Annotated in this window: 23 protein-coding genes and 1 riboswitch; of the genes, 16 read left to right on the forward strand and 7 right to left on the reverse strand. The window is 35.0% G+C overall.

What is annotated here, in order from left to right; all coding sequences use genetic code 11:
* Positions 1-663 precede the first annotated feature (663 nt).
* On the reverse strand, positions 664-930 hold the full coding sequence (gene rpsT / locus NH286_RS05265) for a 30S ribosomal protein S20 (protein WP_106460615.1): 267 nt from the start codon (positions 928-930) through the stop codon (positions 664-666).
* 145 nt (positions 931-1,075) lie between these two features.
* On the opposite strand from rpsT, the gene lepB reads away from it, so the two are divergent.
* Positions 1,076-1,636 carry a signal peptidase I gene (gene lepB, locus NH286_RS05270; protein ID WP_106460614.1) on the forward strand — a complete coding sequence of 187 codons (561 nt, stop codon included), beginning with the start codon at positions 1,076-1,078 and terminating at the stop codon, positions 1,634-1,636.
* Positions 1,637-1,652: 16 nt separating this feature from the next.
* Complete coding sequence (lepA, locus tag NH286_RS05275; RefSeq protein ID WP_106460613.1) at positions 1,653-3,464, forward strand: translation elongation factor 4; 1,812 nt, start codon at positions 1,653-1,655, stop codon at positions 3,462-3,464.
* 21 nt (positions 3,465-3,485) lie between these two features.
* Here the strand turns inward: lepA and NH286_RS05280 are convergent, their stop codons facing one another.
* Together NH286_RS05280 and NH286_RS05285 are read right to left on the reverse strand one after the other, a co-directional pair.
* Positions 3,486-4,331: a zf-HC2 domain-containing protein gene (locus NH286_RS05280; protein ID WP_158698380.1), complete on the reverse strand. Its 846-nt coding sequence runs from the start codon at positions 4,329-4,331 to the stop codon at positions 3,486-3,488.
* Positions 4,324-4,806, reverse strand: a complete 483-nt coding sequence (locus NH286_RS05285; RefSeq protein ID WP_265237430.1) for an RNA polymerase sigma factor — start codon at positions 4,804-4,806, stop codon at positions 4,324-4,326. The genes NH286_RS05280 and NH286_RS05285 overlap by 8 nt, the downstream gene beginning before the upstream one ends.
* Positions 4,807-4,910: 104 nt before the next feature.
* Between NH286_RS05285 and NH286_RS05290 the strand changes: the two genes are divergently transcribed.
* From NH286_RS05290 to rpsU, 9 genes are all read left to right on the forward strand, one after another.
* Positions 4,911-5,771, forward strand: a complete 861-nt coding sequence (locus tag NH286_RS05290; protein ID WP_106460610.1) for a GNAT family N-acetyltransferase — start codon at positions 4,911-4,913, stop codon at positions 5,769-5,771.
* Complete coding sequence (gene hemW / locus NH286_RS05295) at positions 5,764-6,885, forward strand: radical SAM family heme chaperone HemW (RefSeq protein WP_106460609.1); 1,122 nt, start codon at positions 5,764-5,766, stop codon at positions 6,883-6,885. The genes NH286_RS05290 and hemW overlap by 8 nt, the downstream gene beginning before the upstream one ends.
* Positions 6,886-6,955: 70 nt before the next feature.
* The gene (gene hrcA / locus NH286_RS05300; RefSeq protein WP_321160849.1) at positions 6,956-7,972 is read left to right on the forward strand and encodes a heat-inducible transcriptional repressor HrcA; all 1,017 of its coding nucleotides are present in this window, start codon (positions 6,956-6,958) and stop codon (positions 7,970-7,972) included.
* A gap of 18 nt (positions 7,973-7,990) precedes the next feature.
* Entirely contained in the window at positions 7,991-8,524 is a 534-nt protein-coding gene (grpE, locus tag NH286_RS05305) for a nucleotide exchange factor GrpE (protein ID WP_199792159.1), read from the forward strand.
* 12 nt (positions 8,525-8,536) lie between these two features.
* Positions 8,537-10,351 carry a molecular chaperone DnaK gene (gene dnaK / locus NH286_RS05310; RefSeq protein WP_265237436.1) on the forward strand — a complete coding sequence of 605 codons (1,815 nt, stop codon included), beginning with the start codon at positions 8,537-8,539 and terminating at the stop codon, positions 10,349-10,351.
* 96 nt (positions 10,352-10,447) lie between these two features.
* Positions 10,448-11,569 carry a molecular chaperone DnaJ gene (dnaJ, locus tag NH286_RS05315; RefSeq protein WP_265237438.1) on the forward strand — a complete coding sequence of 374 codons (1,122 nt, stop codon included), beginning with the start codon at positions 10,448-10,450 and terminating at the stop codon, positions 11,567-11,569.
* On the forward strand, positions 11,566-12,867 hold the full coding sequence (gene mtaB, locus NH286_RS05320; RefSeq protein ID WP_265237440.1) for a tRNA (N(6)-L-threonylcarbamoyladenosine(37)-C(2))-methylthiotransferase MtaB: 1,302 nt from the start codon (positions 11,566-11,568) through the stop codon (positions 12,865-12,867). The genes dnaJ and mtaB overlap by 4 nt, the downstream gene beginning before the upstream one ends.
* Positions 12,868-12,922: 55 nt before the next feature.
* Positions 12,923-13,264 carry a histidine triad nucleotide-binding protein gene (locus NH286_RS05325; protein WP_106460603.1) on the forward strand — a complete coding sequence of 114 codons (342 nt, stop codon included), beginning with the start codon at positions 12,923-12,925 and terminating at the stop codon, positions 13,262-13,264.
* Between the two features lie 39 nt (positions 13,265-13,303).
* Positions 13,304-13,486: a 30S ribosomal protein S21 gene (rpsU, locus tag NH286_RS05330; RefSeq protein WP_015778089.1), complete on the forward strand. Its 183-nt coding sequence runs from the start codon at positions 13,304-13,306 to the stop codon at positions 13,484-13,486.
* 87 nt (positions 13,487-13,573) lie between these two features.
* Here rpsU and NH286_RS05335 read toward each other — a convergent pair whose 3' ends face one another.
* The 3 genes from NH286_RS05335 to NH286_RS05345 are packed head-to-tail and all read right to left on the reverse strand — an operon-like array spanning position 13,574 to position 15,299.
* Positions 13,574-13,762 (reverse strand): hypothetical protein, encoded by a 189-nt coding sequence (locus tag NH286_RS05335; RefSeq protein ID WP_106460602.1) that lies wholly within the window; start codon positions 13,760-13,762, stop codon positions 13,574-13,576.
* Positions 13,759-14,589: a 16S rRNA (cytidine(1402)-2'-O)-methyltransferase gene (gene rsmI / locus NH286_RS05340; protein ID WP_265237443.1), complete on the reverse strand. Its 831-nt coding sequence runs from the start codon at positions 14,587-14,589 to the stop codon at positions 13,759-13,761. Before rsmI ends, NH286_RS05335 begins: the two co-directional genes overlap by 4 nt.
* Positions 14,589-15,299: a tRNA1(Val) (adenine(37)-N6)-methyltransferase gene (locus NH286_RS05345; protein WP_265237445.1), complete on the reverse strand. Its 711-nt coding sequence runs from the start codon at positions 15,297-15,299 to the stop codon at positions 14,589-14,591. The genes rsmI and NH286_RS05345 overlap by 1 nt, the downstream gene beginning before the upstream one ends.
* Before the next feature lie 91 nt (positions 15,300-15,390).
* Positions 15,391-15,504: riboswitch (FMN riboswitch) on the forward strand.
* An 84-nt stretch (positions 15,505-15,588) separates the two neighbouring features.
* On the opposite strand from NH286_RS05345, the gene ribD reads away from it, so the two are divergent.
* The 5 genes from ribD to NH286_RS05370 are packed head-to-tail and all read left to right on the forward strand — an operon-like array spanning position 15,589 to position 19,517.
* Positions 15,589-16,665, forward strand: coding sequence for a bifunctional diaminohydroxyphosphoribosylaminopyrimidine deaminase/5-amino-6-(5-phosphoribosylamino)uracil reductase RibD (gene ribD, locus NH286_RS05350; protein ID WP_265237447.1), 1,077 nt, complete (start codon positions 15,589-15,591; stop codon positions 16,663-16,665).
* On the forward strand, positions 16,643-17,257 hold the full coding sequence (locus NH286_RS05355; RefSeq protein ID WP_265215154.1) for a riboflavin synthase: 615 nt from the start codon (positions 16,643-16,645) through the stop codon (positions 17,255-17,257). The genes ribD and NH286_RS05355 overlap by 23 nt, the downstream gene beginning before the upstream one ends.
* Position 17,258: 1 nt before the next feature.
* Entirely contained in the window at positions 17,259-18,470 is a 1,212-nt protein-coding gene (gene ribA / locus NH286_RS05360; RefSeq protein WP_265237449.1) for a GTP cyclohydrolase II, read from the forward strand.
* Positions 18,463-18,924: a 6,7-dimethyl-8-ribityllumazine synthase gene (gene ribE / locus NH286_RS05365; protein WP_265215151.1), complete on the forward strand. Its 462-nt coding sequence runs from the start codon at positions 18,463-18,465 to the stop codon at positions 18,922-18,924. The genes ribA and ribE overlap by 8 nt, the downstream gene beginning before the upstream one ends.
* A complete protein-coding gene (locus NH286_RS05370; RefSeq protein WP_265215149.1) occupies positions 18,921-19,517 on the forward strand; it encodes an HAD family hydrolase in 597 nt (198 codons plus the stop codon). The genes ribE and NH286_RS05370 overlap by 4 nt, the downstream gene beginning before the upstream one ends.
* A 79-nt stretch (positions 19,518-19,596) precedes the next feature.
* Here the strand turns inward: NH286_RS05370 and NH286_RS05375 are convergent, their stop codons facing one another.
* Entirely contained in the window at positions 19,597-21,021 is a 1,425-nt protein-coding gene (locus NH286_RS05375; protein ID WP_265237452.1) for an aldehyde dehydrogenase family protein, read from the reverse strand.
* Between the last annotated feature and the right edge of the window lie 27 nt (positions 21,022-21,048).

Genomic DNA, 21,048 nt, shown 5'->3' on the forward strand with positions numbered 1-21,048 from the left:
TTCTATTTCTGATTCTCATTCGATAAATTGTGAAATTGCAAAAAAATTGCTTGCAAAGGTGTGTCTTTATCCTATGCGACTCGAGAAATTAAACGCTCCTGTTCGTCGCGTTGAATTTCTCTCCCTGCATAAAGTTTTTCTAGCAATGGGGTATCTTTATCCTATGCGACTACAAAAAAAGAACGCTCCTATTCGTCGCGTCCTTTTTTCTTCGCTGCATAAGGTTTTTCATCAATTTTCCTGCGCACTTCGTGCTTGTAAAATCGTGAAAACCGTAAAAATTTTGCTCGCAGGTCATGTCTTTATCCTATGCGACTACAAAAAAAGAACGCTCCTATTCGTCGCGTCCTTTTTTCTTCGCTGCATAAGGTTTTTCATCAATTTTCCTGCGCACTTTGTGCTTGCAAAATTGTGAAAACCGCAAAATATTGCTAGCAATATTTGTGCTCTACTATTTGCGAATCGGAAAGCTCAACGCTCCTATTCGTCTCGTCGTTCTTTCCTCCCTGCATAATGTTTTTCATCAATTTATCTTCACAACTTTGTTGTTCGATAAATTGTGAAAACCGTAAAAATTTTGCTCGCAAAATTTTTACTACATTTAAAATGAGTGATTATCAGTAGTCATATGTCGGGATCCATTACTGATTATCACTCATTTTCTTATGCGTTTGCTGCGTTTAATTTTTTAGCTAATCTTGATGTTACAGATGCAACTCTGTTTTTATGGATTACATTTTTGCTTTCTGCTTGTTTTAGCTTTTTGTCAACTAATTTTAGTAATTCTCTAGCTTGGTCTAGTTCATTTGCTTCTATAGCTGCTTCAAACTTTTTGATGTAAGTTTTGATTGCTGATTTTCTTGACTTATTTCTAAGAGTATTTCTTTTAGCGACTTCAATTCTTTTTTGACTTGATTTAATATTTGCCATCTATTTTCACCTCTTCTCTTTTTTTACTTGACTTATGTATTCTACCATAAACTTTCAAAAAGCTCAAGTTTTTATTATATTTTTAAGAATTTTTTGAGAATTGACCCCATATAGTATATAATAATTCAAGGAATGAGAGGTTGTTATGGAAGATAAAAATAAAAAGAAGGATTCCATCTTAAGTGTGATTTGGGATTGGGTTAAAACTATTGCCGTTGCCTTGATCATAACTTTTTTTGTTAAGTTTTTTATTGTTGATGCCACTAGAGTGTCTGGGGATTCGATGTTAAATACACTACATAGTGATGATATGCTTATGGTTAATAAGATTGGAAAATATTTTGGCGACTATAAAAGGGGACAGATTGTTATTATTAATGCCCCAGATTATCCAAATAGATTGTATGTTAAAAGAGTTATAGGCACTCCTGGAGATACTGTCAAACTACAAGATGGCAAGGTCCTCATTAATGGAGATGTACTTGAGGAGAAATATATAGCTAGCGACCATACTCTAGAAGGTCTTGCTGGTAATGAATTTATCTTAGGTAGCAATGAATACTTAGTTTTTGGAGACAATAGGGATAATTCTAATGACTCCAGAAATTTTGGTAAGATATATAAAGAAGATATTGTAGGTCATGCATTTTTGAGGTTCTATCCTTTTGCTGATGCAGGACTTATTGATAATAATCCATATAAATAAGATTAGTAGGAGATATATGACAAAGAGAAAAGAAAATATTAGAAATTTTTCAATAATTGCCCATATTGACCACGGAAAGTCTACCCTTGCAGATAGGCTCATTGAAAAAAGTGAAAATATAAGCCAAAGGGATATCAAAGAGCAGATGCTTGATGATATGGAGCTTGAAAAGGAACGTGGTATTACAATTAAGCTTAAGTCTATTAAGATTCATTACAAGGCTAATGATGGCAATACTTATGACCTTAACCTTATTGATACTCCAGGCCATGTGGACTTTAATTATGAGGTGTCTAGGTCTCTTAAGGCTTGTGAAGGAGCTATTCTTGTTGTTGATGCTAGTCAGGGGGTTGAGGCTCAGACTTTGGCCAATACTTACCTAGCTTTAGAGCAAGATTTGGAAATTCTTCCGGTTTTAAATAAGATTGACCTTCCAAGTGCTAGACCTGATGAGATTAAACTTGAGATAGAAAATCAGATTGGCCTTGATACTGATGGAATTCCAATGATTTCTGCCAAGACTGGCTTAAATATTGAAGATGTTTTAGAAGATATTGTTAAAAACGTACCTGCTCCTGAAGATCATGATGATAAGCCTCTTAAGGCCCTTATTTTTGATTCTTATTATGACTCTTATGTGGGAGTTGTTTGTTATGTAAGAATCTTTGAAGGGGTCGTAAGACCAGGGGATGAGATTGTCATGATGAATACTGGCAAGAAATATGAGGTCAACCAAGTTGGTTATACAACAAGGGGTAGGATTGCTACAAAGGAACTAAGAAGTGGTGATGTTGGCTTTATAGAGGCATCTATTAAGGAAGTTAAGGATGCTAGGGTCGGTGATACTATAACAAGTGTAGCAAATCCAACAGATAAGCCACTTTCTGGCTATAAGGAAGTCCTACCAATGGTTTATTCTGGTATCTATCCAGCTGAAGGCGAATCTTTTGATAAGCTAAGAGATTCTTTAGAAAAGCTTCAGGTTAATGATGCTGCCCTTGTATTTGAGCAGGAAAATTCTCAAGCTCTTGGTGTAGGTCTTAGGGCAGGTTTCCTTGGACTTTTACACATGGATATCATAACCCAAAGGCTTGAAAGAGAATATGACCTAGATATAATCGCTACAGCTCCATCAGTTATTTATAAGATTAAATTAAAATCTGCGGATGAAGAGAAAGAATTACAAAATCCTAATGATTTCCCAGATCCTACAGAAATCCAATATATAAAGGAACCAGAAACAATTTCTGAAATAATTACTCCAAAGGAATATATTGGTCAAGTGATGGATTTGGCCCAATCTAGGCGTGGGGAGCTTATAAATATGACCTATATAGATGAAAATAGGGTTTCTATTAAATATAAGATTCCATTAAATGAGGTGATTTACAATTTCTTTGACAATCTTAAGTCAAGGACAAAGGGCTATGCTTCCCTTGATTATGAGGTGACAGGCTATAAGATTTCAGACCTAGTTAAGCTTAATATCCTAATTAACGAGAAAAATGTCGATGCCTTATCCTTAATTGTCCATAGGGATAGTGCATATGCAAGGGGCAGAGGAATTGTTGAAAAGCTAAAGGATGAGATTCCAAGACAACAATTTGCCGTGCCAATCCAAGCGGCAATTGGTGCAAAAATTATCGCTAGGGAGACTGTAAGGGCTCTAAGAAAAGATGTTATCGCCAAATGCTATGGTGGTGATATTTCTAGAAAGAAAAAGCTTCTTGAAAAACAAAAAGAAGGTAAGAAAAAGATGCGCCAACTTGGTAATGTTGAAGTCCCACAAGAGGCCTTCCTATCAGTACTTAAGCTTGATGATGAATAAAATAAAAAAGGGTGTGATTTCTCACATCCTTTTTTGGTCTATAAATATACTGATAAATATAAAAAACAGGTAAATTCCAAGGGTTAAGAAGGCGATGTATTTGAAATCTGTTGTTGGATAATAGGTTGCTGTATTTAATCCTTTAACTGCAATAATTGCTGAGAAAAGTGATAGGGGACCTCCCAGTAAAAATGTCTTTGTAGGTAAACTTAGAGATTTTTTTCTAAATTTTTCTAGCGCAAATATTATTAGCCCAAGGCCTATAAATCCAATAATAGAAGCTCTTGCATAAAATCCAAAGACAAGTCTTGGGAGAAGAGTTTGGCGAACTTCTCCAGATCCGATTACCATTTCTGGCATAGAATCGTGGTTTTGATAGAGGACAGTTTTTATCTTATCCTTATGAAAAGTAAGGGATTTTCTTGGCCTATCTTTATTAAAAATCTGGTCATATTTTGTGGTATAGGCATCAAGGTAGATGGCATCTTCTGTGTCAGTGTAATCAATCCCGCTAACCTTGTCAGAAAATTCTACTGTGTAGATGTCATCGCTCTTGTAAACTTTGTACAAGTCCTTTTCATACTCAATATGCCTTGGAATGCTTAGATAGGATATGATAAAAATGAGTATTGATCCGATAAACGAGACCACTGCTAGGGTAAAAAACCTAGTCTCTTTTTTTATCCTTTTTTCTACAAAAACTAAGGGCTTTGTATTTTTATTTTCAAATTCGATTTCATCTGTCAATTGCTTCTTGCACTTAGGGCAAGACTTTAAATGGTCTTCTACAAATTTAACTGATTCTTCGCTTAAAAGATTTTCCTTATATAAGGGAAGTAAATCTTTTACAATATCACAATTATTCATCATTTTCCTCCATTAATATTTTTAATTTTTCCTTGGCCCTGTGGTATACAACACAGGCCCAGTTTTGATTTTTCTTATAAATCTCTCCAATTTCCTTAAAAGATAGGTCGTTAAGTCTTAGTTTCACAACATCTTTGTAAGGGTTTTCAAGACTTTCTATTGCCATATCCAAATTAGATAGATTTTCTTTGTACAATAAATCTTTCTCAAAAGATTCCAATTCCTGGTCAAAGTCTTCGATTTTATCAGTGACCAAAAGCCTTTTGTTCTTTTTATAATAGTTGTAATAGGTGTTTTTACCAATTTGAAAAAGATAAGCTTTTACCTTAGAATCTTCGATAGTTTCAATATTTTTCATGGCTCTTATAAAGCTTTCTGAGCAAATATCCTGGGCCACTTCTTTATTCTTGCATAGATATAGCAAAAATCTATACAAGTCATCAAAATATATTCTATAAATTTTTTCTATATCCATAGCCCCTCCTTCATATAGTAGACAAGTTACTTAGTCATATCTTACAAAATTTTAAAATAAATTCCATTATTGTATAGTATATTTATCATGGATAAGGAGTATTTATGGATATTAAAGTTGATTTTACTGATTTAGTTATAAAAACTGATAGGCTTGTACTTAGAGCCTTTAGAGATTCTGATTTAGAAGATTTTTTTGAATACGCAAAAATACCTGGACTTGGTGAAATGGCTGGTTGGCCTCATCATGAAAATCTAGATTACACTAGGGAAGTTTTAGAAAGATTTAAAAAAAATAAAAACGTCCTTGCTATAGAAATGGATGGCAAGGTAATCGGATCTATAGTACTTCGCCCAGTGGATGAGGATTTTTATAAAGAATTTGAAGGTAAAAAGGCCAAGGAGATAGGTTTTGTATTAAGTCCTGCTTACCATAGGCAAAAAATTATGACAGAAGCTGTTAGGGCTATGATGAAATATGCCTTTGAAGATTTGGGTCTTGATTATATTTCTGCTGGATATTTTAGAAATAATTTTAAGTCTAGGGATTTTCAAAAGAAGCTTGGATTTACTTATTATGGTAGCCATATTGTGAAAGTTCCTATGGGAATTTTAGCCCCGGTTCACCAAACAATTTTCACTAAAGATGATTATAAAAATCATAAGATTGGCCAGGTAGAAGAAAAAAAGCCAGCTAAGGCAAGCGAGGAGCTAGTATTAAAATCTGATGAAGAAATAATTAGAAGATTACATTTTGAAAAGGAAAATGAATTTATACCACAAAATCCAGACCATGCCTATTATATAGTTGTAATAGATGGCAGGGTGAGGGTTATAGCAGATGGCAAGGAATACACATATTTTCCAGCAGATGCCCTTAGGATAAAAAAGGGATCTGATTTTAAGATAATAAGCAGATCTGTCGCTAAGTTAGTGCTTATAGAATTGATAGGTAAAAATGAATAAGATAGGAGCCTATATCCACATTCCATTTTGTGAGAAAAAGTGTTATTATTGCGACTTTGCAGCCTTTCCAAATTTAGAAAATTGGATTAGGCCCTATGTTTCTAATTTGATTAAGGAAATGAATTTTTATAGGCAAAGGATGGATGTAATCATTGATACGATCTACATTGGAGGAGGGACACCTTCTTATATAGACGCTCGACTCATTGAAGAAATAGTTGAGGAAATCTATAAATTTAAGACAGACATAAAAGAATTTACCATCGAGGCAAATCCAAATTCGCTTAATAAGGAAAAGCTTAAGACTTATAAAAAGCTTGGCATAAACAGGATCTCTCTAGGAGTCCAATCCTTTGATGATAGGGTCCTTAAAAATATTGGTAGAAATCATACAAGAGAGAGAGCCCTTAGGGATATAGATTTGATTAGGGAAGCGGGATTTAAAAATTTATCCTTTGATTTGATGTTAAACCTCCCAGGTCAAGATATGGATTCTGTAAAAAAGGACTTGGATTTTGTAAAGAAAATTAATCCAGACCATATTTCTTGGTATTCTTTGATATTAGATAAGGGTTCAAGGTTTTATGCTCTTGACAAAGAAGGCAAGCTTGATTTGATGGATAGTGACTTAGAGGTAGATATTTTTGATATGATAATAGATGAGCTTTCAAGACTTAATCTAAAAAGGTATGAAGTATCAAATTTTGCCAAGCAAGGTTTTGAATCACTTCATAACAAAAAATATTGGAATGGCGAGGGTTACTTTGGCTTTGGCCTTGGTGCTAGCGGCTATCTTTTAAATACCAGATATACCAATACAAGAAATCTAGCAATTTATGATAAGTTTATAAGAGAAAATAAGCTTCCTATTATAAATAAAGAATTCATTGATAGGGATGAGAAGGAAAAAGAATATATAATTTTTAAGTTAAGAGAGGCTCAAGGAATAAATCTTAAGACCTTTAAGGAAAAATTTAAGGCTGACTTCTTAGAAAAATATAAAGAGTCAGTTGATAAATTTTATAGGGATGGATTTTTTGAAATCTCTGATAGGATAAGCTTTACTAAGAAGGGATTTTCCCTTTCTAATGAGTTTTTTCTTGAAATAATATAATATTTCTTGACAAAGGAATCCTAGCTAGTATACTATAATTAGCAGTCGATACTAAAGAGTGCTAAAAGGAGTGAAAGACTTGAAAGATAGAAGAATGCAGATACTTTTCTCTATCATAAACTCCTATATCCTAGAGGGAGAACCAGTAGGCTCTAAGAGTTTGGCTGATGATTATTCCTTTGATGTATCACCGGCTACTATTAGAAATGATATGTCATCTCTAGAAAAGAAAGGCCTTCTAAAAAAGGCCCACTCCTCAAGTGGTAGGCTACCTTCAGATAAGGGCTACAGGTTTTTTGTAGACCATTTACTTGAAAATGGCCTGCTTGATCAGAAAAACGATCCTAAAAACTTGAGGCAAATCTTGGATAAGAGATACCATAATGCTACAGATATTGTAGATTCAGCTACAAAGATTTTAGCGACAATCACAAATCTAACAGCAGTGTCTATCACTTACAAAAATCAAATAAAATCAATAGCCAACATAGAGCTATTAAGGGTAAATGATTATGCACTCATACTTATAGTAGTCTATGACAATGGCCTAGTTGTTAATGATTTGATTTATCTAAAATATGAGATAGATGATCAAAGCTTATCGCAAGTTAATCATATATTAAGGAGCGAGCTAGTTGGTTCAAGTATTTATGATATAGGCAAGAAAATCATAAGTATAGAAGAGAAGTTAAATCTAAATTATAAGTATTTGCTCGATATAATCCAAACAAAGATGGAAAATGAATCTAGCAAGGATTCTGATAAGGAAATCAAGATAGAGGGTTTGGGTAATATATTCAATTTTAAAGAATTTGATGATATAGTTAAAGCTAAGGAATTTATCAATCTCTTTGAAAATCCAGATATTATTACAGATTTTCTAACTGATAAAAATGACCAAAGCCTAGTCATCACTATCGGAGAAGAAAATAAAATCGACCAGTTAAAGGAAAATACAATCATAACATCCTATTTTAAGGTAGACGAAAATACCATCGGTAAGATTGGTATAGTAGGTCTAACTAGAATTAGATATAAAGAAGTTATTGAAAGTATTAAGCTAGTTTCAGATTTACTAAATGAATAAAAAGGTAAGGTGAATGATTTGGCAGATGATAAAATAAAAGATGAAGAAAAATTAGAAGAAGAAAATATAAAAGAAAATCCAGAAGATGAAGAAGTAATCGATGCTGAAATAGTTGAAGATACGGAGGAAACTTCATCAGATGATAATGAATATTTAGAAAAATATCAGAGACTTATGGCAGATTTTGCAAATTATAAGCAAAGAGAAGAAAAGTCTAAAGCAGACTTTAAGAAATTTGCCTCAAGCTCTCTTATAGAAAAGCTTCTACCTGTCTTAGATAACTTTGATAGGGCTCTTAAAGATAAGGATATGGAAGATCCTTTTGTAAAGGGAGTCATAATGATAAGAGATGAATTTCTAAAGACCCTCAAAAGCGAAGGTTTAGAAGAAATTGAATCAGACGGATGCGTTTTTGATCATAATATGCATCACGCAGTAATGACGGAAGCAAGCGATACAGTTAAAGAAGATTATATAATAGAAACATTCCAAAAAGGATATACATTACACGGCAAAGTCCTTAGACCAGCAATGGTTAAGGTAAGCAAATAGGAGGAAAAACATATGGCAAAAATTATAGGAATTGACTTAGGTACAACCAATTCTGCAGTAGCAGTAATGGAAGGTGGACAAGCAACAATTATACCAAACAGTGAAGGTAATAGAACAACTCCATCAGTAGTAGCTTTCTCAAAAGATGGCGAAAGATTAGTTGGTGAAACAGCAAAAAGACAAGCAATTACTAACCCAGATAGAACAATAGCATCAGTAAAAAGAGAAATGGGACATGATTGGAAGTCTCCAGAAATAGATGGCAAGAGATACACACCAGAAGAAATTTCAGCAATGATTCTTCAAAAATTAAAAGCAGACGCAGAGGCTTATCTAAATGATACAGTAACAAATGCAGTAATCACAGTACCTGCCTACTTTACAGATGCTCAAAGACAAGCTACAAAAGACGCTGGACAAATTGCAGGTCTAAAAGTAGACAGAATCATCAACGAGCCAACAGCTGCTGCTCTTGCATACGGTATGGATAAGGAAACAGACCAATCTAAGATTATGGTTTACGACCTTGGTGGTGGTACATTCGATGTTTCAATACTTGAAGTAGGTGATGGAGTATTTGAAGTACTTTCAACAAGAGGAAACAACAAACTTGGTGGAGATGACTTTGACCATGCAGTAGTAGAATATCTTGCAGCTGAATTCAAGAAAGAATCAGGTGTTGATTTAACAAAAGACCTAACAGCAATGCAAAGACTAAAAGATGCAGCTGAAAAGGCTAAAAAAGAGCTATCATCAACACTTACTACAAATGTTAACCTACCATTTATAACAGCAGTAGATGGCCAACCTGTCCACTTAGACATCAACCTAACAAGGGCTAAATTCAACGAATTAACTCATGATCTTGTAGAAAAAACAAGAAAACCAGTAGAAGATGCTTTAAAGGATGCAGGCCTATCAGCTTCTGATATAGACAAGGTCCTACTAGTAGGTGGTTCTACAAGGGTGCCAGCAGTTCAAGAGCTAGTTAAAAATATAATCGGTAAAGAACCACAAAAAGATATCAACCCAGATGAATCAGTTGCATTAGGTGCAGCTATCCAAGGTGGTGTTCTAACAGGTGAAGTAAAAGACCTATTACTACTAGATGTAACACCATTATCATTAGGTATTGAAACACTTGGTGGTGTAGCTACAAAATTAATCGAAAGAAATACAACAATACCTACAAAGAAGAGCCAAATATTCACAACTGCAGCAGATGGACAAACAGAAGTAGACATCCACGTAGTACAAGGTGAACGTGAAATGGCAGCAGACAACATAACTCTTGGTAGGTTCCAACTTACAGGAATTCCTGCAGCTAGACGTGGTGTTCCACAAATCGAAGTATCCTTTGATATAGATGCCAACGGTATAGTAAATGTAACAGCTAAAGATCAAGGCTCAGGTAAGGAACAAAAGATAACAATCACATCATCTTCAAACCTAACAGAAGAAGAAATCGATAAAAAGGTAAAAGAAGCAGAACAATTTGCTGAAGAAGATAAGAAGAAAAAAGAAACAATAGATGCTAAAAATAACGCTGAAAACCTAGTTTACCAAGCTAGAAAGACAGTAGAAGATGCAAAACTAGAAGGCAGCGAAAAAGAAGCTATAGAAGCTAAGGCTAAAGAACTAGAAGATGCAATAGCAGCTGATGACTTAGATAAAATTAAAGCACTTACAGAAGAGTTAACAAATGAAATCTACAAGGTAAGTGAAAAGATGTATAAACAAAGCCAAGCTGGAGCAGAAGGTGCTAGCCAAAGCGATGAAGATGTAGTAGATGCTGACTACGAAGTAATCGATGAAGATGAAGAATAATCTTTTGAAAGATTTATTATAGCTAGTATAATAAAAACAATTGATAAAAGGGGCTATTTCCTAGAGAAATAGCTTTTTTTATGATTTGGAGGTAAAATGAGAGATCCGTATGAAGTGCTTGGAGTAAGCAAAGACGCCAGCACTGCTGATATAAAAAGAGAATATAGAAAACTAGCCAAAAAATATCATCCAGACCTAAATCCTGGAGATGAAGATGCTGAAAGCAAATTTAAGGAAGCAACCCTTTCTTATGAAATCCTATCAGATCCTGAAAAGAAACAACAATACGATATGTATGGGGCAGCTGCCTTTGAAAATGGTGGGGCTGGAGCTGGTGGATTTTCATCAGGTTTTGGTGGCTTCGGTGATATATTTGGCGATTTATTTGGAGATATATTTAGCCAAGGTTATGGGGCAAGTAGGGCCAAAAGACCTGTAAAGGGAGCTGATATACAGCAAGTAATAAACCTATCCTTCCAAGAAGCTGCCTTTGGTGTTAGCAAGGAAATTCAAGTAAGAAGAGAAGTAGAATGCCATGTATGCCACGGTTCTAAGGCGGAAGAGGGCTCTGAAAAGCACACTTGTCCAGATTGCCATGGCCAAGGAGTGGTAAATCAAGTTTCAAGAACAGCCTTTGGAACCATGTCAAGAACAGTAACTTGTGATAAGTGCCATGGGACTGGTGAAATAATTGATAAACCATGCAAAAATTGCAAGGGCTCTGGTAAGGAATTTAAATCAGAAAAAATTAAAATCGACATACCATCAGGCATAGAAGATCAAAATGTCATAAGACTAAGCGGCAAGGGTCATATGGGCGAAAATGGAGGCCCTTACGGTGACTTATATGTAATAGTAAGGGTAAGTGACCATGAAATATTTAAAAGAGATGGCTTAGATATCTATTACGAAATGCCAATAAGCTTTCCAACGGCAGCCCTAGGTGGCAAGATAGATGTGGCAACCTTAAAGAAGAGTGTCGAGTTTGAAATACCAGAAGGAACTCAAACAGGTCAAAGATTTACCCTAAGAAATGAAGGAATCAAAGATTCAAGAACAGGTAGACAAGGCAATCTCTACTTCTATGTCAAGATTGTAACACCTAAGAAGCTAAATAAAGCCCAAAAAGAAGCCTTAAAAGCCTTTGCTGATGCAAGTGGAAATAAGGTAAAAGAAGAAAAATCATTTTTTGATAAAGTTAAGGATTTTTTTGAATGACAAAAACATTTAATATAATAACCTTAGGATGTAAGGTAAACCAGTATGAATCTGAAGCTATCGAAGAAATCTTTGAAGCAAGAGGATTTGAAAGAAAAGAAGAAAATGCAGATATCTATGTCATAAATACCTGTACAGTTACAAATATGTCTGACAGGAAAAGTCGTCAAATGATATCAAGAGCAAGGAGCGACAATCCTGATGCAATAATTGCTGTAATGGGTTGTTATTCCCAAGTAAAACCTGAAGAAGTAGCCAAAATAGAAGGTGTGGATATAATTCTAGGCTCTAGAAATAAGGAAGAAGTAGTGGATCTTTGTGAAGATTTCTTACAAAATAAAGAGGCGACAGATAAGTTGATATCAGTCTCTGAAGAAAAATCTTATGAAGATTTGGCAATTTCTAACCAAATAGGTATGACCAGGGCCTATATGAAAATTCAAGATGGTTGTAATATGTATTGCTCTTACTGCTTGATTCCTTATGCAAGGGGTAATGTGGTAAGCCGTCCTATGGATTCAATAATAAAAGAAGCCGAACGCCTTGGATCAAATGGCTTTAAGGAAATAGTCCTAACAGGCATTCATGTGGCAAGCTACGGAAAAGATTTTAAAGACGGAACATCCCTAATAGATGTAATAGAAAATGTAGCCAAGGTTGATGGGATTAAAAGAATCAGACTTTCATCCATGGAGCCAAGACACATAACAAAAGATTTCCTAGAAAGGATGAAGGCTACGGGAAAGGCTTGCGATCACTTCCACCTATCCCTACAATCTGGATCAGATGATATCCTAAAGGCTATGAATAGAAAATATGACACAAAAACTTTTAAAGATAAGGTAGAACTAATCAGAGAAGTTTTCCCAAATGCAGGTCTTACAACAGATATCATAGTAGGATTTCCAACAGAAACAGATCAAAATCACAAGGATACCATGGCATTTGTAGATAGGATTAAATTTGCCAAAACCCACCTATTTAAATATTCTCAAAGAGATGGGACAAAGGCAGCCACAATGAGCGGCCAGGTGAATGGAAATATCAAAAAAGATAGGCTAAAAGATTTAGAAAAAATTGAAGAGACAAATAGAAAAGAATTTTTAGAAAAGCAAATTGGACAAAGTCTTTCAGTCCTATTTGAGTCCAAGTCAGATATAAAAGGCTTCAAATCAGGATATTCAACCAATTACTTAAGGGTAAATGTCAAAGACCCATCTATAAAAGATAATGAAATTTTTGATGTAAAGATCACCGGCATAGAAAATAATGAACTTATTGGTCAAATTATTAAATAAAAAACTTTACTCTTAAATTCAATTATGGTATTATATATACTAATGGGGGTGAAGTATGGATTGTGTATTTTGTAAGATTATAGATGGAGAGATTCCATCAAAGATAATCTATGAAGATGAAGATGTAATTGCATTTGATGACGTAGATCCACAAGCACCTATCCATTTTCTTGTTATACCAAAAAAGCACATTAAATCTTTAGATGAGCTTAGCGAGTCAGACTCTTCCTTGATAGGAAAAATATTTTTAACTATCAAAATGATAGCTCGTGAAAAAGGCATAGCTGAAAATGGCTACAGAGTAGTCCATAACATCGGTGAAGATGGAGGACAAAGTGTAGCTCACATGCATTTTCATGTCCTAGGCGGAAGAAGCCTACAATGGCCACCAGGCTGATTTGAAATCTTAAGTGCGGATACGAGAGGGGGGATAGAGATGACAGAAATCAGAGTTGGAGAAAACGAATCAATCGATAGTGCGATTAAAAGATTCAAAAGACAATGCGCAAGATCCGGTGTACTTTCTGAATATAGAAGAAGAGAACACTACGAAAAACCAAGCGTTATAAGAAAAAAGAAAAATGACGCTGCTAAAAGAAAAAATAGAAAAAACAGATAATAATTTAACCACCCCTTATTCGGGTGGTTTTTATCTTAAAAATACCAGGTTTACTTGACCTGGTATTTTAGTATGTTTTAATATTATTTAGTTTTTTCTAAAGCCTTTAATTATAAAATATATGGCAAGGGCAAGATAAGCTGTACAAAGGAAATAAGTAAGTCCTAAGGGCCATGGAAAGGACCCTTCTGGATGTCTTAGGGCATAGGATATAAAGACAGCTGCAATAACAAGCATGAAGATGCCTATAAATAAATATTTTCTAGGGTTTTTCATATATTATCCTTGCTAAAATTTATTATATATTCATAGATTTCATTTTTTGAAAAAGAAGATTCTTTCTTTATTATTTTTACGATTTCTTTGGTAGACCTACCTTCATCAATCATTTGTTTAATTTTTTCGTCAAAACTAGAAATATCTACAGACTCATCTTCCTTTTTGCCTTCAAGTATAAGGACAAATTCTCCTTTAAAGGTTATCTCTTCTGGGTCTATATCTTTAATAGTATAGGTCTTATATTCTTCAAATTTTTTGGTAAGTTCTCTTGCTATTGTAAGCTTTCTTTCAGGGAAGATTTCCTTGAAGTCTTCGATGGTTTTTGGAAGGTTGTGGACAGAATCAAATATTATTGATGTCTTTTCTTCGTTCTTTAATTTTTCGTAAAATTCTTTTTTCTCCTTAGTTTTCTTGCCAATAAAGCCATAAAAGGAAAAGGCTGACATATCTTGACCAGACCCTATGAGGGCTGTTAGGATTGAGCTTGGTCCAGGTAGAATTGTGTAAGAAATATTATTTTCTATGCACTTTTTAATTAAGATTTCACCTGGATCTGACATACCAGGCATGCCCTGGTCGCTTATTACTCCTATTGTCATACCCTCACTTGCTTTTTTTATTAATTCTTCGCCCTTGGCTTGTTCGTTAAATTTGTGGTAAGAAGTTAGGGGCTTATCTATTTCGTAGAAATTTAAGAGTTTTTTAGACTCCCTGGTATCTTCGCAGGCTATTAGGTCCACTTCTTTTAGAGTTTTTATTGCCCTTAGGGTCATATCTTCGAGGTTGCCGATTGGTGTTGGCACAAAGTATATTTGATAATCCATTAGTTCTCCTTGTAGGTTCCGTTTATTTTTTTAACTTGGTCGGTATATGATCCGTCCTTATAAATTATAATTGGGTCTTCGATTTTAAGGCCATCTTTAGCATTTTTTACAAATTCTATGAGGATAAATTGGGGTTTGGAATCAAAGGTAGATGATACAAAACGGATTCTTTTTGCCTTAAGATTGCCTGATTTTTGAAAGATTTCAACCATTCTTTCCGGCTTGTGGACCATAAAAAGTTTGCCCTTATCCTTTAAGGTCTTGTTAGAAAATGTAAATATATCATCCAGATTAAGATAGATTTCTTGTCTTGAGATAAGAAATTCCCCCTCCTTATTGCCTATATTGTGGCCTTTCTTATAATAGGGTGGGTTTGTAATGATATAATCTAGAGAGTTTTCCTTAAAATCTATTTTATTTAGGTCATTAGCGATAATTTCGATATTTTCTATGCCATTAAGGGCTAAGTTTTCCCTTAAAATTTCTACCTTTTGCTTTTGGATTTCTACAGCGTAGACCTTATTAAGTTTGTAAAGGTCATTTGCCATCATGGCGAGGATGCCATTTCCTGATCCTATATCTAAAAGGCTCGTTCCTTTTTTCATCTTTGCAAAATCCCCTAAGAGGATTGAATCAATCCCAAAGGAATAGGACCCATCTACATGAATCATTTTTATTTTTGTTCGTGGTATATAATCTAGTTTTCTCATAAGTCTATTATATCAGATTATGATAAAATATAAATTTAAAATAATATTTGACATTAGGAAAACCTTATATTATAATATAGATGTAATTAGAAATAATCTTCAGGGCGGGGCGTAATTCCCCACCGGCAGTTATAGTCTGCGAGCGAAAGCCGAATCGGTGAAATTCCGATACCGACAGTTAGAGTCTGGATGAGAGAAGTTTATATTTTTTTCCTATATTTGTGAAAAATTTTTCTTTTAATTTTAGTCCCTGAAAGGGGACTTTTTTCATTCCCCAAAAGGAGGAAATTTGAATTACGAAGATTTGATGAAAGAGTGCTTCAAACTAGCTAAAAAGGGAGCGGGAAGGGTTCTTACCAATCCCATGGTGGGGGCACTTGTATATAAGGATGGAGAAGTTATAGGCAGGGGCTATCACAAGTCTTTTTATGATGACCATGCTGAAATTGATTGCTTTAAGAATCTAAAGGAGGATCCGAAGGGTGCTACACTTTTTGTAAACTTAGAGCCATGCTCACATTTTGGCAAACATCCACCTTGTGTTGATGAAGTCATAAGAAGGGGCATAGCTAAGGTTGTTATAGCAAACCTTGATACTAATCCAAAAGTCGATGGGATTAAAAAGCTCAAAGAAGCAGGTATTGAGGTTGTTACAGGAGTTTTAGAAGATGAAGGTAAGAAGCTAAATGAGAAGTTCTTCTTTAATATGAAATATAAAAGACCTCTTGTAAGTCTAAAATATGCCATGAGCCTTGACGGGAAAATAGCTACAGAAACTTATGATTCTAAACGGATAAGCGGCGAGAAATCAAGGACCTATGTCCATAAACTTAGGAATGACTATGATGCTATTATTATAGGTAAAAATACCCTCCTAAAGGATAAGGCAAGGCTTAATTGTAGGCTTAAAGATGGGGTGGATCCTATTAGGGTAATAGTTGCTTCTGACTTAGCTTTCGATCCTGACCTTGATATTTTTAACCTAGAATCAGATAAGAAAACTTATATAGGAACCATAGGAGATAAGGAAACTAACCTAAATGCTGATCTTATTTACTGCAAGGAAAAGGACGGTCAGGTTGATTTAAAGGACTTGGTTGGAAAATTATATGAAATGAATGTTTCATCAATCTTAGTTGAAGGAGGATCTATACTTAATTCTTCCTTTTTGGAAGAAGACTTAGTTGATAAAGTATATGAATTTATAGCCCCAATCGTGGTTGCTGGTGAAAATTCTAGATCAGCCTTTATGGGCGAAGGAGCCAAGACTATAAAAGATGCTAAGAAATTTAGAATTGACCATATAGAAAGATTTGATGAAGACATTATGCTAGAGGTGAGAAATGTTTACAGGGATTTCAGTTGAATTAGGAAAGGTAAGCCAGTTTTCCAATAGGTCTGACCATGTAGAGATTAAGATCACTTGCAAGGAAGTCTTAGAAGATTTAAAACTTGGAGACTCTATTATGACTGATGGAGTTTGCTTAACTGTTAAGGAATTTGGTCCTGATTATTACAAGGCAGATCTAATGCAGGAAAGCCTAGATAAGACAAAATTTACTCCTTCAATGCTTGGAAAATATGTCAACCTAGAAAGGGCCCTTCGCTTTGCTGATAGGCTTGATGGTCACATTGTCCAAGGTCACATAGATGGAGTTGGAAAACTTATTTCAATTAATAAAAATGTCTATAGGTTTAAAACAAAAAGAGAAATTTGTAAGTATATAGTTAACAAGGGGTCGGTAGCCATAGATGGCATATCCTTAACTGTATCAAAAGAATCAGCAGATACTTTTGAAGTTTCACTCATTCCTGAAACTATTGCAAATACGAATTTTAAATATAAAAAAATAGGCGATTTGGTAAATATAGAAACAGATATAATCGGAAGATTTGTAGAAAAATTATACAAAAATGAAAATAAGGAGGACTTAAGCTCACTTTTGGGGCTAAATTGATATGGACAGTGTAAAAGAAGTAATAGAAGCATTAAAGAGAAATGAAATCGTAATAGTAACTGATGATGAATCAAGAGAAAATGAGGGAGACTTCATCTGCCCTGGCGAAAATGTGACAGGACAGATGGTAAATATCATGGCAAGCTACGGAAAGGGCCTGATTTGCACACCAATATCAAAGGCAGTGGCAGAAAGCTTAAACCTCCATCCAATGGTTGAAAATAATACAGATAATCATGAGACAGCCTTTACAGTTTCTATCGACCATGTCGATACAACTACTGGAATATCAGCCTTTGAGAGGGCTAAAACAATCAGAGAGCTTGTAAATCCAAAGTCAAAAGCAGAGGACTTTAGAAGACCAGGCCACGTCTTTCCTTTAATAGCCAAGGAAGGAGGAGTCTTGGTAAGGGATGGCCACACAGAGGCAACAGTTGACCTTATGAGGCTAGCAGGCCTTAAAGAAGTAGGCCTTTGCTGTGAAATTATGGCAGAAGATGGCCATATGATGAGGGGGGATGACCTTAAGAAATTAGCTAAAGAACTTGGTATGAAGATGACAACTGTAGAAAAAATCCAAGAATATAGGAGATCTCTTGAGGAGCTAGGACTTAAAAAAACAAATCCAGTGAAACTACCAAGTGATTATGGAAACCTTGTTGCCTATGGTTTCCTCGATGAAAAAACAGGCAAAGAGCACATAGCCATAACTAAGGGTGATATCAAGGCTAAAAATGTCTTAACCAGGATTCACTCAGAATGTTTGACAGGTGATGTGCTAGGGTCAAAAAGGTGTGATTGCGGTAGCCAACTCCACAAGGCTCTCAAGAAAATCGAAGAGAAAGGCCAGGGCGTCCTTCTCTACCTCCGTCAAGAAGGTAGGGGTATAGGCTTATTTAACAAGCTTAAGGCCTACGAACTCCAGGAACAAGGCTATGACACTGTCGATGCCAACATAAAGCTCGGATTTCCAGAGGATATGAGGGACTACAAAATAGCAGCAGAAATGCTTAGAAAGCTAGGAGTAGAGTCAATTAGCCTTATGACAAATAATCCTGATAAGATAAATCAAATAGAAAAATATGGGATTAGGGTAGAAAAACGAGAACCTTTAGAAATAAGGTCAAACAATATTGATAGAAATTACCTAAAAATAAAAGCTATAAGAATGGGACATGAATTAAAAGAATTTAAGGAGATGAAAAATGCGTGAATATAGTGCTAATTTAGTTTCAAATAATAAAAAATATGCCATAGTAGTTGCAAGATTTAATAATTTTATAACAGATAGGTTGCTTGAAGGTTGCCTTGATGCCTTGAAAAGACATGAGGTGAAAGATGATGAAATATTTATAGTAAGGGTGCCTGGTGCCTTTGAAATACCTCTTGCTGCTAAGAAACTTGCAAAAAAAGATAATATAGATGCTGTAATTTGCTTGGGAGCTGTAATTAGAGGAGATACACCACACTTTGATTATGTTTGTGCAGAAGTATCTAAGGGAGTGGCAGCTGTTGGCCTTGATAGTGAAAAACCAGTGATATTTGGAGTTGTAACAACAGATAATGTAGACCAAGCAGTCCAAAGGGCAGGAGTTAAGTCAGGCAATAAAGGGGCTGAAGCTGCTATTTCTGCTATTGAAATGGCAAATCTTGTTGACCTTATATGATCTTAGTATTTGACTTTGACGGGACAATTCATAAGACAGAAATAGCCTACAAAAAAGCTATCGAAGAAAGCCTCAGCGATTTAAAATTATCAATAGATGATTTTGACTTCAAATCCTTTATTGGGATGGGGCCAAAGGAAGTTTGGGATATAATTTTAAACGATGATTCTGACAAAACGCCCTATATAAAGAAAAATGGAGATAGGATTATTAAATATATGACAGAAGAAGGCCAGCTTTATGAAGGGGCTCATGAGACTCTTTCCTATTTAAAAGAAAAATATGACCTATATATTTTATCAAAATGTAGGAGGGTCTATATGGATGCTGCCAGGGAAAAATTTGGTTTAGATAAGTATTTTTCAAAATATTTTATAGGGGAAGACTACGATTATTTGGATAAATATAAGATTCTTAGAAAAGAACTGAACGATTCTTATATAATGATAGGAGACCGCAGGGAAGATATGGAAGCAGGCCTTAATAACAAGCAAAAAACAATTTTTGCGACTTACGGCTATGGAAAGACTGTCGAGGCTTGTGGAGCGGATATAAAAATCTCTTCAATATTAGAGTTAAGGGATATTTTATAAAGTATTAAATTAAAAAGCTAGACTTAAGGAATGGCAAGTACATTCAACAAGGCTAGCTTTTTTATAATTTAATTTGGTATTAGGCAGTATGGATTGACTTAGGTTCTAGGTATTCCATGAGTCCGAATTTTCCGCCTTCTCTGCCTATTCCTGATTGCTTGCGACCACCAAAAGGTAATTCTGGACTTCCACCGTTAGAATTTAGGTAGACATCACCTGCTTTTAATTCATAGGCAATTTCAAGAGCTTCTTCTTCATTGCCAAAGACAGCGGAAGATAGTCCGAAGTCTACAGCATTTGCTACTTCTATAGCTTCTTTTTTATCTTTTACCTTGATTACTGAAACAACTGGTCCGAAAATTTCCTTATCATGGATGGCCATACCTGGCTTAACATCGGTAAAGATAACAGGTTTTACATAATAACCAACTTGGCTTTCTTTTGGGACTTCTCCTTTAAGAAGGGTAGCGCCTTCCTTGATTCCTTCTTCTATAAAGCCTTTTACTCTGTTAAATTGTTTTTTACCAGCTAGACTTCCTACGACAGTTTTTTCATCATCAGGATCTCCTACTGGATAATTATCATATTGGGCTATGAATTCTTTTATTACATCATCATATATATCTTCAGTTATAATTGCTCTTGATAGGCAGGAGCAAGTTTGACCTACATTTAGGTAGACTCTGTTTAAGACTTGCTTTACACCCATCTTAATGTCTGCTCCCTTGATAAAGATAGCTGGAGATTTGCCACCAAGCTCTAGGACTACTTTTTTGGATGTTTCCATGGCGTGTTTGGCTGAAGAAGAACCACCAGCTAGACTTCCTGTATAGGAGACCATGGCTACTTTTGGATGTGAGTTTAAAACATCGCCTACTTCTGCCCCTGAGCCGGTTATTAGGTTAAATACGCCCTTAGGAAGGCCAATCTCATCAAAAGCCTTAGCTACAAAATTAGCTGTAAGTGGTGTATCTGAAGCCGGCTTTTGGACAACTGTACAACCCATAAGTAGGGCTGGTATAACTTTCATTATGATTTGCCCTAGAGGATAATTCCAGGGTGTAAGGCTAGCTACAACTCCAATTGGCTCCATCCTTACATAGCCACCATCCATATCAATTTTGTATTCGATTTTCCTAGCTTGATCGATAAAGACATCTATTCTTCTCATTTGCTTATCAAATTGACCTGGTTTTGCAATTCTTATAGGTACACCTAGCTCATCTTTAATAGTTTCCATTATTTCATCTTGGTGATCTATCATCCAATTTTTAAATTTCTCTATATAAGCAATTCTTTCCTCAAGACTAGTTTTAGAAAAAGTTTTAAAAGCCTCATAAGCAGACTCAACTGCAAGATTAATTTCATTGCTACTTGCCTTTGGGACTTTGGAAATGATTTCGTTAGTTGCTGGATTTTCAACTTCTATCCATTCATTTCTCTCGCTATCAACATATTTTCCGTCTATATATAGTTTTTCATTGTTAAGTTTTTCAAAATTCATACTTTACTCCTTCCTGATTTTTCTACC

The sequence above is a fragment of the Anaerococcus sp. NML200574 genome (assembly GCF_026131665.1).
GTDB classification, from domain to species: Bacteria; Bacillota; Clostridia; order Tissierellales; family Peptoniphilaceae; genus Anaerococcus; species Anaerococcus kampingae.